Raw genomic sequence first — 14698 nt, 5'->3', positions numbered from 1 at the left:
ATGGTATAATAGAAGAATGGCAAACAAGAATACAAGTAAAACAAGACGGAGACCGTCTAAAGCAGAACTCGAAAGAAAAGAAGCGATTCAACGAATGTTGATTTCGTTGGGAATCGCGCTTTTATTGATTTTCGCAGCCTTCAAATTAGGGGCTGCAGGTATAACCCTTTACAATTTCATTCGCTTGCTGGTGGGTAGCCTAGCTTATCTGGCAATATTTGGCATCCTGCTCTACCTCTTCTTTTTCAAGTGGATACGAAAACAGGAAGGACTCCTATCAGGCTTTTTAACCATATTTGCTGGTTTGCTCTTGATTTTCGAGGCTTACTTGGTTTGGAAATATGGTTTGGACAAGTCCGTTCTAAAAGGAACCATGGCTCAGGTTGTGACGGATTTAACTGGTTTTCGAACGACCAGTTTTGCTGGTGGAGGCTTGATTGGTGTTGGACTCTATGTGCCAACAGCCTTTCTCTTCTCAAATATCGGTACTTACTTTATTGGTTCTATCTTGATTTTAGTGGGTGCCCTCCTAGTCAGTCCTTGGTCTGTTTACGATATTGCTGAATTTTGCAGTAAAGGCTTTGCCAAATGGCGGGAAGGGCATGAGCGTCGAAAAGAGGAACGCTTTGTTAAACAAGAAGAAAAAGCTCGCCAAAAGGCTGAGGAAGAGGCTAGATTAGAACAAGAAGAGGCTGAAAAAGCCTTACTCGATTTGCCTCCTATTGATATGGAAACAGGTGAAATTCTGACAGCAGATGTTGTGCCTGACGTTCCACCTTTTCCAGAAGAAGAGTGGGTAGAACCAGAAATCATCCTGCCTCAAGCTGAACTTGAATTCCCTGAACAGGGAGATAACTCTGATGACGAAGATGTTCAGGTCGATTTTTCAGCCAAGGAAGCCCTTGAATACAAACTTCCAAGCTTACAACTCTTTGCCCCAGATAAACCAAAAGACCAGTCGAAAGAGAAGAAAATCGTTCGTGAAAACATCAAAATCCTAGAAGAAACTTTTGCTAGTTTTGGTATTAAGGTAACGGTTGAACGGGCTGAAATTGGGCCGTCAGTGACCAAGTATGAAGTCAAGCCAGCAGTCGGTGTACGGGTTAACCGCATTTCCAATCTAGCAGATGACCTCGCTCTAGCCTTGGCAGCCAAGGATGTCCGGATTGAGGCTCCAATACCTGGTAAATCCTTAGTCGGGATTGAGGTTCCTAACTCTGAGATTGCGACGGTATCCTTCCGCGAACTATGGGAACAATCTCAAACGAAAGCAGAAAATCTCTTAGAAATTCCTCTAGGAAAGGCAGTTAATGGCACCGCAAGAGCTTTTGACCTTTCCAAGATGCCCCACTTGCTAGTTGCAGGTTCAACGGGTTCAGGGAAGTCAGTAGCTGTTAACGGCATTATCGCTAGCATCCTCATGAAGGCGAGACCTGACCAAGTTAAATTTATGATGGTCGATCCCAAGATGGTTGAGTTGTCTGTTTACAATGATATTCCCCACCTCTTGATTCCAGTCGTGACCAATCCACGTAAGGCCAGCAAGGCTTTGCAAAAGGTCGTGGATGAAATGGAAAATCGTTATGAACTCTTTGCCAAGGTGGGAGTTCGGAATATTGCAGGTTTTAATGCCAAGGTAGAAGAGTTTAATGCTCAGTCTGAGTACAAGCAGGTTCCGCTACCACTCATTGTTGTAATTGTGGATGAGTTGGCTGACCTTATGATGGTAGCCAGCAAGGAAGTGGAAGATGCTATCATTCGTCTCGGACAGAAGGCGCGTGCTGCAGGTATCCACATGATTCTTGCAACCCAGCGTCCATCCGTTGACGTCATTTCTGGTCTGATCAAGGCCAATGTCCCATCTCGTGTCGCTTTCGCAGTTTCATCAGGAACAGACTCCCGTACTATTTTAGATGAAAATGGAGCTGAGAAACTGCTTGGACGTGGAGATATGCTCTTTAAACCAATTGATGAAAATCATCCAGTTCGTCTCCAAGGCTCCTTTATCTCGGATGATGATGTCGAACGTATCGTAAACTTCATTAAGGCTCAGGCTGATGCGGACTACGATGAGAGTTTTGATCCAGGTGAGGTTTCTGAAAATGACGGAGAATTTTCAGATGGTGAATCTGGTGGTGATCCGCTCTTTGAAGAAGCCAAGGCTTTGGTAATCGAAACCCAGAAAGCCAGCGCATCTATGATTCAGCGTCGTTTGTCAGTTGGATTTAACCGTGCGACCCGTCTCATGGAAGAGCTTGAGATGGCAGGTGTCATTGGTCCAGCTGAAGGTACCAAACCAAGAAAAGTTTTACAACAATAAAAAAATAGCTTCTTTCCAAGTTTGGAAGGAGGCTATTTTAGTGATTATTGATTAGTTTTATTTTCCGAAGTTGGGGTATTGGACTGTTTTTCATTTTCAGTAGCAGGTTTACTTGGAGTAGGAGTAGAAGAATCCTGAGTTGCTGCTTTCTGCTCTTCTTTTTTCTCTTCCTTGACGCTAGATTTTGGTGTTTCCTCTTGCTGTGTTTTTTCTTGAGAAGTGTTATTTTCCTTATTGGGACTAGTGTTTTCCTGAGGGGATTCCTTTTGAATTTCTTTGACAATTGTTGTCGTCTGGCTTGTCGTAGGTTCTTTTTTAGTATTTTTGTTATTATCCAAGGCGTTCATGATCGTGATACTAGCAGTAATTAAGCCGAGGATACTACCGATAGTAGCAACGGTTTTTTGAAAGACTGTAAAGCCTTTTTTGATGTGTTCTGTTTTTGGTTTTGAAGTTCTACGATAATTAGACATGCATTCTCTCCTTTAATTAAAATTTATTATACCTCATTTCTTTAAAAAAATCTTAAAAAAAGAGGAATTGCCCTTTCTTGTCGCAAGCTCCGTTTCATGATACAATAGAAGGAGTGATTTTAGAAAGCGTGAGAAAACATGATTTACTTTGATAATTCGGCGACGACCAAGCCCTATCCTGAAGCCCTTGAAACTTATATGCAGGTCGCTTCAAAAATTTTAGGAAATCCATCTAGTCTCCATCGTTTGGGAGACCAGGCAACACGAATCTTAGATGCTTCCCGTCAACAGATTGCGGATTTAATCGGTAAGAAAAGTGAGGAAATCTTCTTTACTTCTGGTGGGACAGAAGGAGATAACTGGGTTATCAAGGGTGTGGCCTTTGAAAAGGCTCAGTTTGGAAAGCACATCATTGTATCAGCCATTGAACATCCGGCAGTCAAAGAGTCAGCCCTTTGGTTGAAATCTCAAGGGTTTGAAGTGGATTTTGCTCCAGTTGATAACAAAGGATTTGTAGATGTTGAAGCGCTAGCAGATTTGATAAGACCTGATACGACCCTCGTTTCCGTCATGGCTGTGAACAATGAAATCGGTTCTATTCAGCCCATTGAGGCTATTTCAGAACTGTTGGCAGATAAGCCGACTATTTCCTTCCACGTTGATGCGGTTCAAGCACTTGCTAAGATTCCGACTGAAAAGTATCTGACAGAACGAGTGGATTTCGCGACTTTCTCTGGTCACAAGTTCCACGGAGTTCGTGGTGTTGGTTTTGTCTATATCAAGTCTGGAAAGAAGATTACGCCTCTTTTAACAGGTGGTGGTCAGGAAAGTGATTACCGTTCGACAACTGAAAATGTGGCAGGAATTGCAGCGACAGCCAAGGCTCTCCGTTTATCTATGGAAAAGCTAGATATCTTTAGGAGCAAGACTGGACAGATGAAGGCAGTGATTCGTCAAGCACTTCTGAACTATCCAGATATTTTTGTCTTTTCAGATGAGGAAGACTTTGCTCCTCATATTCTGACTTTTGGAATCAAGGGTGTTCGTGGTGAAGTCATCGTTCACGCCTTTGAAGACTATGATATTTTTATCTCAACGACCTCTGCTTGTTCGTCCAAGGCAGGAAAACCAGCCGGAACCCTGATTGCTATGGGAGTGGACAAGGATAAGGCTCAGTCAGCTGTGCGTTTAAGCCTAGACCTTGAAAATGATATGAGTCAGGTCGAGCAGTTTTTGACCAAGTTAAAATTAATTTACAATCAAACTAGAAAAGTAAGATAGGAGCATTCATGCAATATTCAGAAATTATGATTCGCTACGGTGAGTTGTCAACCAAGGGTAAAAACCGTATGCGTTTCATCAATAAACTTCGCAATAATATTTCAGACGTTTTGTCTATCTATCCCCAAGTTAAGGTAACAGCAGATCGCGACCGTGCCCACGCTTACCTCAATGGAGCAGATTACACAGCAGTAGCAGAATCGCTCAAACAAGTTTTTGGAATTCAAAACTTTTCCCCTGTTTATAAGGTTGAAAAATCTGTAGAAGTTCTGAAGTCTGCTGTCCAAGAGATTATGCAGGACATCTACAAGGATGGCATGACCTTTAAAATTTCTAGCAAGCGTAGCGACCACAACTTTGAGTTGGATAGTCGTGAACTCAATCAAACACTTGGAGGAGCTGTTTTCGAAGCCATTCCAAATGTGCAAGCTCAAATGAAAAGTCCTGACATCAATCTTCAGGTGGAAATCCGTGAAGAAGCAGCCTATCTTTCTTATGAAACTATTCGTGGGGCTGGTGGTTTACCAGTTGGAACTTCAGGTAAAGGGATGCTCATGTTGTCAGGAGGGATTGACTCACCTGTAGCAGGTTATCTTGCACTTAAGCGTGGAGTGGATATTGAGGCTGTTCACTTTGCAAGTCCACCATACACGAGTCCTGGTGCTCTTAAAAAAGCCCAAGATTTGACTCGTAAATTGACCAAGTTTGGGGGAAATATCCAGTTTATCGAAGTTCCTTTTACAGAGATTCAAGAGGAAATTAAGGCTAAAGCGCCAGAAGCCTACCTCATGACCTTGACACGACGTTTTATGATGCGGATTACTGACCGTATCCGTGAGGTACGAAATGGTTTAGTAATTATCAACGGGGAAAGTCTTGGTCAAGTAGCAAGCCAAACCCTCGAAAGCATGCAGGCTATCAATGCAGTTACCAACACTCCCATCATCCGTCCAGTTGTGACAATGGATAAGTTGGAAATCATTGACATTGCTCAGGAAATTGACACCTTTGAAATTTCTATCCAGCCTTTTGAAGACTGTTGTACCATTTTTGCGCCAGATCGTCCGAAAACAAATCCTAAGATTAAGAATGCGGAGCAGTACGAAGCGCGTATGGATGTTGAAGGATTAGTAGAGCGAGCTGTGGCTGGAATCATGATTACTGAGATTACACCGCAGGCTGAAAAAGATGAAGTGGATGACTTGATTGACAATCTGCTCTAATCAGAAAATCCAGAAGAATTTAGAAAAAGAGATGAAAAAGTTAGTTTTTAATTCCAAAAGTGGAAGCAAAACTAACTTTTTTTCTATAATTGTGATATAATAAAATAAAATTTTGAATATAGAGAGTTTTCTGACAATGAATCTATCCTACTTTTATTTAAAAATGAAAGAACACAAACTCAAGGTTCCTTATACAGGTAAGGAACGCCGTGTACGTGTTCTTCTGCCTAAAGATTATGAGAAAGACACGGATCGTTCCTATCCTGTTGTTTACTTTCATGACGGGCAAAATGTTTTTTATAGCAAGGAGTCTTTCATTGGACATTCATGGAAGATTATCCCAGCTATTAAGCGTAATCCTGATATCAGTCGCATGATTGTCGTCGCCATTGACAATGATGGTATGGGGCGGATGAATGAGTATGCGGCTTGGAAGTTCCAAGAATCTCCTATCCCAGGACAGCAATTTGGCGGTAAGGGCGTGGAGTATGCTGAGTTTGTTATGGAGGTGGTCAAGCCATTTATCGATGAGACCTACCGTACTAAAGCTGACTGCCAGCATACGGCTATGATTGGGTCTTCACTAGGAGGCAATATTACCCAGTTTATCGGTTTGGAATACCAAGACCAAATTGGTTGCTTGGGCGTCTTTTCATCTGCCAACTGGCTCCATCAAGAAGCCTTTAATCGCTACATCGAGCGCCAGAAACTATCGCCTGACCAGCGTATCTTTATCTATGTTGGAACTGAAGAAGCAGATGATACGGACAAGACCCTGATGGCTGGTAATATCAAACAAGCCTATATCGATTCGTCTCTTCGGTATTACCATGATTTGATAGCAGGTGGGGTACACTTAGATAATCTTGTCTTGAAAGTTCAATCTGGTGCCATCCATAGTGAAATCCCTTGGTCGGAGAATTTACCAGACTGTCTGAGATTTTTTGCAGAGAAATGGTAAGTTAAGAAAGGAGAAAGCCAATGCATATTGAAAACCTCAGCCACTGGAGTGGTCACCTCAACCGTGAAATGTACCTTAACCGTTATGGACATGCTGGGATTCCAGTTGTGGTCTTTGCTTCATCAGGTGGTAGTCACAACGAATACTATGATTTTGGCATGATTGATGCCTGTGCTTCCTTTATCGAGGAAGGCCGTGTCCAGTTCTTTACCCTATCCAGTGTAGATAGTGAGAGCTGGTTGGCCACTTGGAAAAATGTTCACGACCAAGCAGAGATGCACCGTGCCTACGAGCGCTATGTGATTGATGAGGCCATTCCTTTTATCAAGCATAAGACAGGTTGGTTTGATGGTATGATGACGACAGGTTGCTCGATGGGCGCCTACCATGCAGTCAACTTTTTTCTCCAACATCCAGATGTCTTTACCAAGGTGATTGCTCTTAGTGGTGTTTACGACGCACGTTTCTTTGTTGGCGATTACTACAATGACGATGCTATTTATCAAAACTCGCCAGTAGATTATATCTGGAATCAGAATGACGGCTGGTTTATTGACCGTTACCGTCAGGCAGAGATTGTGCTGTGTACGGGTCTTGGAGCCTGGGAACAAGACGGTCTACCATCTTTCTACAAGCTTAAAGAAGCCTTTGACCAGAAACAAATTCCAGCCTGGTTTGCTGAATGGGGACACGATGTCGCCCACGACTGGGAATGGTGGCGCAAACAAATGCCTTATTTCCTCGGCAATCTCTATTTATAAAAGGAGTGACCTATGAATTACCTTGTTATTTCTCCCTACTATCCACAAAACTTTCAACAGTTTACCATCGAACTAGCCAATAAAGGTATTACCGTCTTGGGAATTGGTCAAGAGCCTTACGAGCAATTGGATGAACCTTTACGTAATAGCCTGACAGAATATTTCCGTGTTGATAATCTTGAGAACACAGACGAAGTCAAACGTGCAGTTGCTTTTCTCTTTTATAAGCATGGCCCAATTGATCGCATCGAATCTCATAATGAATACTGGCTTGAGCTGGACGCAGCACTCAGAGAACAATTCAATGTCTTTGGTGCCAAACCAGAGGATCTCAAAAAGACAAAATATAAGTCTGAAATGAAGAAACTCTTCAAAAAAGCTGGTGTCCCTGTAGTCCCTGGAGCTGTTATTAAGACGGAAGCAGATGTGGATCAAGCAGTGAAAGAAATCGGTCTTCCAATGATTGCCAAACCTGATAATGGAGTTGGGGCAGCCGCAACCTTTAAACTTGAGACTGAAGACGATATCAATCACTTCAAGGCCAAATGGGATCATTCAACTGTTTATTTCTTTGAAAAATTTGTCACTTCCAGCGAAATCTGTACCTTTGATGGGCTTGTGGACAAGGATGGTAAGATTGTCTTTTCAACAACCTTTGACTACGCCTATACACCGCTTGATCTCATGATGTATAAGATGGACAATTCCTACTATGTTCTTAAGGATATGGATCCCAAATTACGTAAATATGGTGAGGCTATCGTCAAAGAATTTGGTATGAAAGAACGGTTCTTCCATATCGAGTTCTTCCGTGAGGGGGACGATTACATTGCTATTGAGTACAATAACCGTCCCGCAGGTGGTTTTACAATTGATGTTTATAACTTTGCTCACTCTTTGGACCTCTATCGTGGTTATGCAGCTATTGTTGCGGGAGAAGAGTTTCCTGCATCAGAGTTTGCCCCTCAGTATTGTTTGGCTACTTCTCGCCGTGCAAATGCTCATTATGTCTATTCTGAGGAGGATTTACTTGCCAAATACAGTCAGCAGTTCAAAGTTAAAAAAATCATGCCAGCAGCCTTCGCGGAACTTCAAGGAGATTACCTTTATATGCTGACAACTCCGAGTCGACAAGAAATGGAACAGATGATTGCAGATTTCGGACAACGTCAAGAATAAGAACTATCGGATTAAGGAGAATGACCTTCTTAATCCTTTTGCTTTTTATAAGAAATAAAACCGCTTTCTTATATATTCTTTTAGAAAACCTGTTGCTAAAAGATATAAAAATTGATAGAATAAGGATTGTCTAAAAAATTTTAAGGAGAATCTATCAAATGGATTTCACATGGGCAATTAAATATGCCACTGAATTTTTGGGAACTGCTATTTTGGTCATTCTTGGAAATGGTGCAGTTGCCAACGTTGAACTTAAAGGTACGAAAGGTCACCAAAGTGGCTGGATCGTTATCGCTGTTGGTTACGGTATGGGGGTTATGATCCCAGCCTTGATGTTTGGTAACGTATCAGGTAACCACATCAACCCAGCCTTCACTCTTGGACTTGCGATCAGCGGTCTCTTCCCTTGGGCACAAGTTGCGCCTTATATCATCGCACAAGTTTTGGGTGCTATCTTTGGTCAAGCCTTGGTTGTGGCAACACACCGCCCATATTACTTGAAAACTGAAAATCCAAACAACATTTTGGGTACTTTCTCAACCATTTCAAGTTTGGATAATGGTACAAAAGAATCACGTTTTGCAGCAACTGTTAACGGTTTTGTAAACGAGTTTGTTGGTTCATTTGTTCTTTTCTTTGCAGCTCTTGGAATGACTAAAAACTTCTTTGGTGCTGAACTAGTATCAAAAGCACAAGCAGCTATCAATGCTCAAGTTGCTCAAGCAACTACTCAAGGTCAAACCATTCCTCAAGAACAAGTAACAGCAGCACTTGACCAAGCTAAAGAACAAGTAGCGCCATTTATGACTTCTGGTCTTGGAATTGCTCACTTGGCACTTGGATTCCTTGTTATGGCTTTGGTAACATCACTTGGTGGACCTACAGGGCCTGCCTTGAACCCAGCCCGTGACTTGGGACCACGTCTCCTTCATGCTTTCCTTCCAAAATCAGTTCTTGGTGAGCACAAAGGTGATTCAAAATGGTGGTATTCTTGGGTACCAGTAGTAGCACCTATCGCAGCAGCAATTGCGGCAGTAGCTATCTTCAAATTCCTTTACCTATAAGAAATTGAAACCGAGGAAATCCTCGGTTTTTTAGATGAAATTTTACGAAAAAAAGGTAAATCTGAGCATAATTTCTTGTAAAAAATTCTAAAATCCTTTAAAATAAAAGAGTTGGAGGAATTTATGAATGTAAATCAGATTGTACGGATTATTCCTACTTTAAAAGTTAATAATAGAAAATTAAATGAAACATTTTATATAGAAACCCTTGGCATGAAGGCCTTGTTAGAAGAGTCAGCCTTTCTGTCACTAGGTGATCAAACAGGTCTAGAAAAGCTGGTTTTAGAAGAAGCTCCAAGTATGCGCACTCGTAAGGTAGAGGGAAGAAAAAAACTAGCTAGATTGATTGTCAAGGTGGAAAATCCCTTGGAAATCGAAGAACTCTTATCTAAAACAGATTCGATTCATCAATTATATAAAGGTCAAAACGGCTACGCTTTTGAAATTTACTCTCCAGAAGATGATTTGGTTTTGATTCATGCGGAAGATGATAGAGAAAGTCTAGTAGAAGTAGAAGAAAATCCTGAATTTCAAACAGATTTGGAATCAATTTCTTTAAGTAAATTTGAGATTTCTATGGAATTACATCTCCCAACTGATGTCGAAAGTTTCTTGGGAGTATCTGAAATTGGGGCATCCCTTGATTTTATCCCAGCTCAGGGTCAAGATTTGACTGTGGACAATACGGCTACTTGGGATTTATCTATGATCAAGTTCTTGGTAAATGAACTAGATATAGCAAGTCTTCGCAAGAAATTTGAGTCTACCGAATATTTTATTCCTAAGTCTGAAAAATTCTTCCTTGGTAAAGATAGAAATAATGTTGAATTGTGGTTTGAAGAAGTATGAAGTGGACCAAGATTATTAAAAAAATAGAAGAACAAATCGAGGCAGGGATTTATCCCGGAGCCTCTTTTGCGTATTTTAAGGACAATCAATGGACGGAGTTCTATTTAGGCCAGAGTGACCCAGAGCATGACTTACAGACTGAGGCAGGACTAGTTTACGACCTAGCCAGTGTCAGCAAGGTTGTTGGGGTTGGTACCGTTTTTACCTTCTTGTGGGAAAAAGGTCAATTAGATATTGACAGACCGGTAACAGATTTTTTAGCTGAGAGTGATTATCCAGACATCACTATTCGTCAGCTCTTAACTCACGCTACAGACCTTGATCCGTTTATTCCCAATCGTGATCTTTTAACAGATTCAGAATTAAAGGAAGCGATGTTTCATCTCAATAGACGAAATCAGCCAGCCTTTCTTTATTCGGATGTCCATTTTTTGCTGTTGGGTTTTATTTTGGAAAGAATCTTTAATCAAGACTTGGATGTGATTTTACAAGAACAAGTTTGGAATCCTTGGAGAATGACGGAAACCCAATTTGGACCTGTTGAGCTTGCTGTTCCAACGGTTAGAGGTGTAGAGGTAGGCATGGTACATGATCCCAAAGCTCGTCTCCTGGGCAGACATGCTGGTAGTGCTGGTTTATTTTCGACTGTAAAGGATTTACAAATCTTTTTAGAACACTATTTAGCAGATGATTTCGCAAGAGATTTGAGTCAAAATTTTTCTCCTTTGGATGACAAGGAACGTTCTTTGGCATGGAATTTGGAAGAAGATTGGCTAGACCATACGGGCTATACAGGTACCTTTATCATGTGGAATCGTCAGAAGCAAGAAGCGGCTATTTTTCTATCGAATCGTACCTATGAAAAGGATGAGAGGGCTCAATGGATTGTAGATCGTAATCAAGTGATGGACTTGATTCGTAAAGAAGAGTAAGGAGAGACATGTCAAACAGTTTAAAGGGGACTTTATTAACAGTTGTGGCTGGGATTGCTTGGGGCTTGTCAGGAACGAGTGGCCAATACCTGATGGCGCACGGAATTTCGGCCCTGGTTTTGACCAACTTGCGTCTTTTAATCGCTGGTGGAATTCTCATGCTCTTGGCTTATGCTACTGCAAAAGATAGAATGCTGGCCTTTTTAAATGATAGAAAGAGTTTGCTGTCTCTTCTCATTTTTGCTCTAATTGGTCTCTTCCTCAATCAATTTGCCTATCTAACTGCTATTCAGGAGACCAATGCAGGAACAGCGACTGTGCTTCAGTATGTTTGTCCTGTCGGAATTTTAATTTATAGCTGTATCAAGGATAAGGTGGCGCCGACGCTTGGAGAGATTATTTCCATCATATTAGCCATTGGAGGGACCTTCCTGATCGCCACTCATGGGCAGTTGGACCAGTTATCCATGACACCTGTCGGTCTGTTCTGGGGTCTCTTTTCTGCTCTGACTTACGCACTTTATATCATTTTGCCCATAGCCTTGATTAAGAAGTGGGGGAGCAGTTTGGTCATTGGTGTGGGAATGGTCATATCAGGTTTGGTCGCTCTTCCTTTTACAGGAGTTCTACAGACTGTTATCCCAACTAGTATTGATTTTCTCCTCGCTTTTGCGGGCATTATTCTTATCGGGACTGTCTTTGCCTATACAGCTTTCCTTAAAGGAACCAGTCTGATAGGACCTGTCAAGTCAAGCTTGTTGGCTTCAATTGAGCCAATCTCGGCGGTATTCTTTGCCTTCCTAATCATGAATGAACAATTTTATCCTATTGATTTTCTTGGCATGGCAATGATATTGTTTGCTGTAACTCTGATTTCTTTGAAAGATTTACTCTTAGAGAAATAAAAAAGACTCTTTGTCCGTGACAGAGAGTTTTTGCATAGTAATCTAATTATTTTCAAGATAAAATTCAAAGCGTTCGCCTACATACTGACTTTTTACGTATTCAAAAGCAGTACCATCTTCTAGGTAGGAAACCTGAGTCAAACCAAGAATAGCATGTCCTTTTTCAACTTCCAAATAGTGGGCAATCTTTTCTTTAGCAAGGCGAGCATAAATAGTCTGTTGAGATTTGCCTATACGGTAGCCGTGTTTTTGCAAGGTTTGGAAGAAATGACTGGTGATTTCTTCTTTTTTAAAGTCCTTAATGAATTTTTCAGGAATAGAAGCAACTTCATAAACCAGAGGAACTTGGTCGGCATAGCGAACACGTTCCATTCGGATAATATTTTCGGTAGGAGAAATTCCTAGCTTGGCAACTTCCTGTTCATTGGGAATGGTTTTTCTGTAGGAAATGAGTTGGCTAGAGGGTACTTTACCTTGGGACTTAACAATTTCAGTAAAACTGGTTGTCCCTCTCATCTTTTCTTGTACACGTGTACTGGATACAAAGGTGCCACTTCCTACACGGCGCTCTAAAACTCCTTCTTCGACCAAGAGGGAAATAGCTTGTCGGAGGGTCATGCGACTGACCTCAAACTGCTCTGCTAAATCTCTTTCACTGGGAAGTCTCTCACCAATAGCCCAACGATGTTCGTCAATATCCTTTTTAATCTGATCATGGATTTTCATATAAGCGGGTAGCATATTTTTCACTTCATTTCTATCTTTTCTCTATTGTACCCCAATAAACTAGAAAAAGTCAAACTTCGCCTTGTTAAGTTGGTAATTCGCCCTTATTTGTGATAGAATATTGAAAAAAGATATTTCTTTTGAGAAAGGAAAAAGATGAGCAACATTTCAACTGATTTGCAAGATGTAGAAAAAATCATCGTATTGGACTATGGTAGCCAATACAACCAGCTGATTTCACGCCGTATCCGTGAGATTGGTGTTTTTTCAGAACTAAAAAGCCATAAAATTTCAGCTGCTGAAGTTCGTGAAATCAACCCTGTAGGAATCATCCTTTCAGGTGGTCCAAACTCTGTATACGAAGATGGTTCATTCGATATTGACCCAGAAATCTTCGAACTCGGAATTCCTATTTTGGGAATTTGTTACGGTATGCAGTTATTGACCCATAAACTTGGAGGAAAAGTTGTCCCTGCAGGTGATGCTGGAAATCGTGAATACGGTCAATCAACCCTAACACATACACCATCAGCTCTTTTTGAATCAACACCTGATGAACAAACTGTATTGATGAGCCATGGTGATGCGGTTACTGAGATTCCTTCTGACTTTGTTCGTACTGGAACATCAGCTGACTGCCCTTATGCAGCCATTGAAAACCCAGATAAACACATTTACGGTATCCAATTCCACCCAGAAGTTCGTCATTCTGTATACGGAAATGATATCCTTCGTAACTTTGCACTTAACATTTGTAAGGCTAAAGGCGACTGGTCAATGGATAACTTCATTGATATGCAGATCCAAAAAATTCGTGAAACCGTCGGTGATAAACGTGTCCTTCTTGGGCTATCAGGTGGTGTTGACTCTTCAGTTGTTGGAGTTCTTCTCCAAAAGGCTATTGGCGATCAATTGATCTGTATCTTCGTGGATCACGGTCTTCTTCGTAAAGGAGAAGCGGACCAAGTTATGGACATGCTTGGTGGTAAGTTTGGTTTAAATATCGTCAAAGCAGACGCCGCTAAACGTTTCCTTGACAAACTTGCTGGCGTTTCTGACCCTGAACAAAAACGTAAAATCATCGGTAACGAATTTGTGTATGTCTTTGATGACGAAGCAAGCAAGCTCAAAGATGTGAAATTCCTTGCTCAAGGTACTTTATATACAGACGTGATTGAGTCTGGTACGGATACAGCTCAAACTATCAAGTCACACCACAACGTGGGTGGTCTTCCAGAAGACATGCAATTTGAACTGATTGAACCACTCAACACTCTTTATAAAGACGAAGTTCGTGCTCTTGGTACAGAACTTGGCATGCCAGACCATATCGTATGGCGCCAACCATTCCCAGGACCAGGTCTTGCTATCCGTGTCATGGGTGAAATCACTGAAGAGAAACTTGAAACCGTTCGTGAATCAGATGCTATCCTTCGTGAAGAAATCTCTAAAGCTGGTCTTGACCGCGATATCTGGCAATACTTCACTGTCAACACAGGCGTTCGTTCAGTCGGTGTTATGGGTGATGGTCGTACTTATGATTACACAATCGCCATTCGTGCAATCACTTCTATCGATGGTATGACAGCTGACTTTGCAAAGATTCCTTGGGATGTCCTTCAAAAGATTTCTGTACGTATCGTAAACGAAGTGGACCACGTTAACCGCATCGTCTATGATATTACAAGTAAACCACCTGCAACAGTTGAGTGGGAGTAAAGCTATAAATACTTTACTCTTATAGTAAATGAAAAATAAGGATTTCGAGAGAACAAAATCGTTCTCTCTTTTTTTAGCTGAATATTTTAAGTAAAAGGTTAAGCTATTCTTTCATAAAACAAGACAGAATGGTTGCCTCCAAAGTCTCATCATAAGAGAACAGTTATATTCTCTGGATCTACTTTTGAGATGGTAAAAATAGATATACTGATATCCATTCCTTTTATCATATCCTTGATTTCTTAAGTTTTAAAGACAGTTTAATCAGGATTCCTTTTATATATCGATTAAGAAATAAATGATCT

13 protein-coding genes are annotated in these 14698 nt (G+C 41.2%); 11 read left to right on the top strand and 2 right to left on the bottom strand.

All coding sequences use genetic code 11. The features are described 5' to 3' along the window. Positions 1-16: 16 nt before the first annotated feature. On the top strand, positions 17-2320 hold the full coding sequence (locus QMQ21_RS05835; RefSeq protein ID WP_004238719.1) for a DNA translocase FtsK: 2304 nt from the start codon (positions 17-19) through the stop codon (positions 2318-2320). Between the two features lie 44 nt (positions 2321-2364). Here QMQ21_RS05835 and QMQ21_RS05830 read toward each other — a convergent pair whose 3' ends face one another. Next, positions 2365-2793: a DUF6556 family protein gene (locus QMQ21_RS05830; protein WP_000073950.1), complete on the bottom strand. Its 429-nt coding sequence runs from the start codon at positions 2791-2793 to the stop codon at positions 2365-2367. 138 nt (positions 2794-2931) lie between these two features. Here QMQ21_RS05830 and QMQ21_RS05825 point away from each other — a divergent pair, with 138 nt between their 5' ends. The 9 genes from QMQ21_RS05825 to QMQ21_RS05785 all read left to right on the top strand — a co-directional run bounded on the left by QMQ21_RS05825 (position 2932) and on the right by QMQ21_RS05785 (position 11948). Next, positions 2932-4074, top strand: coding sequence for a cysteine desulfurase family protein (locus tag QMQ21_RS05825; protein WP_214614706.1), 1143 nt, complete (start codon positions 2932-2934; stop codon positions 4072-4074). Between the two features lie 8 nt (positions 4075-4082). Further along, complete coding sequence (thiI, locus tag QMQ21_RS05820) at positions 4083-5297, top strand: tRNA uracil 4-sulfurtransferase ThiI (RefSeq protein ID WP_045607131.1); 1215 nt, start codon at positions 4083-4085, stop codon at positions 5295-5297. 136 nt (positions 5298-5433) lie between these two features. Next, positions 5434-6258, top strand: coding sequence for an alpha/beta hydrolase (locus tag QMQ21_RS05815; RefSeq protein WP_084924210.1), 825 nt, complete (start codon positions 5434-5436; stop codon positions 6256-6258). Between the two features lie 20 nt (positions 6259-6278). Next, a complete protein-coding gene (locus QMQ21_RS05810; protein WP_023946993.1) occupies positions 6279-7019 on the top strand; it encodes an esterase family protein in 741 nt (246 codons plus the stop codon). A gap of 12 nt (positions 7020-7031) precedes the next feature. Continuing rightward, entirely contained in the window at positions 7032-8198 is a 1167-nt protein-coding gene (locus tag QMQ21_RS05805) for an ATP-grasp domain-containing protein (protein WP_261814083.1), read from the top strand. Positions 8199-8356: 158 nt separating this feature from the next. Then, positions 8357-9262 carry an aquaglyceroporin Gla gene (gene gla / locus QMQ21_RS05800; RefSeq protein WP_004258349.1) on the top strand — a complete coding sequence of 302 codons (906 nt, stop codon included), beginning with the start codon at positions 8357-8359 and terminating at the stop codon, positions 9260-9262. Positions 9263-9385: 123 nt separating this feature from the next. Then, a complete protein-coding gene (locus tag QMQ21_RS05795) occupies positions 9386-10111 on the top strand; it encodes a CppA N-terminal domain-containing protein (protein ID WP_049546711.1) in 726 nt (241 codons plus the stop codon). Then, positions 10108-11043 carry a serine hydrolase domain-containing protein gene (locus tag QMQ21_RS05790; RefSeq protein ID WP_049502210.1) on the top strand — a complete coding sequence of 312 codons (936 nt, stop codon included), beginning with the start codon at positions 10108-10110 and terminating at the stop codon, positions 11041-11043. The genes QMQ21_RS05795 and QMQ21_RS05790 overlap by 4 nt, the downstream gene beginning before the upstream one ends. 8 nt (positions 11044-11051) lie before the next feature. Beyond that, positions 11052-11948 (top strand): DMT family transporter, encoded by an 897-nt coding sequence (locus tag QMQ21_RS05785; protein ID WP_261814082.1) that lies wholly within the window; start codon positions 11052-11054, stop codon positions 11946-11948. A gap of 42 nt (positions 11949-11990) precedes the next feature. On the opposite strand, the gene QMQ21_RS05780 is transcribed toward QMQ21_RS05785, so the two are convergent. Further along, positions 11991-12689: a GntR family transcriptional regulator gene (locus QMQ21_RS05780; RefSeq protein ID WP_000936192.1), complete on the bottom strand. Its 699-nt coding sequence runs from the start codon at positions 12687-12689 to the stop codon at positions 11991-11993. Between the two features lie 141 nt (positions 12690-12830). Between QMQ21_RS05780 and guaA the strand changes: the two genes are divergently transcribed. Continuing rightward, positions 12831-14393, top strand: coding sequence for a glutamine-hydrolyzing GMP synthase (gene guaA / locus QMQ21_RS05775; RefSeq protein ID WP_261103615.1), 1563 nt, complete (start codon positions 12831-12833; stop codon positions 14391-14393). Positions 14394-14698: the final 305 nt, after the last annotated feature.

It is taken from the genome of Streptococcus bouchesdurhonensis (assembly GCF_948472335.1).
This window is presented reverse-complemented; position numbering and strand designations above follow the sequence as displayed.

Bases quoted from the DNA above. Each gene is read 5' to 3' on its own strand.
- QMQ21_RS05835 (WP_004238719.1), top strand. From the start codon at position 17: ATGGCAAACAAGAATACAAGTAAAACAAGACGGAGACCGTCTAAAGCA.
- QMQ21_RS05785 (WP_261814082.1), top strand. From the start codon at position 11,052: ATGTCAAACAGTTTAAAGGGGACTTTATTAACAGTTGTGGCTGGGATT.
- gla (WP_004258349.1), top strand. From the start codon at position 8,357: ATGGATTTCACATGGGCAATTAAATATGCCACTGAATTTTTGGGAACT.
- guaA (WP_261103615.1), top strand. From the start codon at position 12,831: ATGAGCAACATTTCAACTGATTTGCAAGATGTAGAAAAAATCATCGTA.
- QMQ21_RS05795 (WP_049546711.1), top strand. From the start codon at position 9,386: ATGAATGTAAATCAGATTGTACGGATTATTCCTACTTTAAAAGTTAAT.
- thiI (WP_045607131.1), top strand. From the start codon at position 4,083: ATGCAATATTCAGAAATTATGATTCGCTACGGTGAGTTGTCAACCAAG.
- QMQ21_RS05780 (WP_000936192.1), bottom strand. From the start codon at position 12,689: ATGCTACCCGCTTATATGAAAATCCATGATCAGATTAAAAAGGATATT.
- QMQ21_RS05825 (WP_214614706.1), top strand. From the start codon at position 2,932: ATGATTTACTTTGATAATTCGGCGACGACCAAGCCCTATCCTGAAGCC.
- QMQ21_RS05790 (WP_049502210.1), top strand. From the start codon at position 10,108: ATGAAGTGGACCAAGATTATTAAAAAAATAGAAGAACAAATCGAGGCA.
- QMQ21_RS05810 (WP_023946993.1), top strand. From the start codon at position 6,279: ATGCATATTGAAAACCTCAGCCACTGGAGTGGTCACCTCAACCGTGAA.
- QMQ21_RS05815 (WP_084924210.1), top strand. From the start codon at position 5,434: ATGAATCTATCCTACTTTTATTTAAAAATGAAAGAACACAAACTCAAG.
- QMQ21_RS05830 (WP_000073950.1), bottom strand. From the start codon at position 2,793: ATGTCTAATTATCGTAGAACTTCAAAACCAAAAACAGAACACATCAAA.
- QMQ21_RS05805 (WP_261814083.1), top strand. From the start codon at position 7,032: ATGAATTACCTTGTTATTTCTCCCTACTATCCACAAAACTTTCAACAG.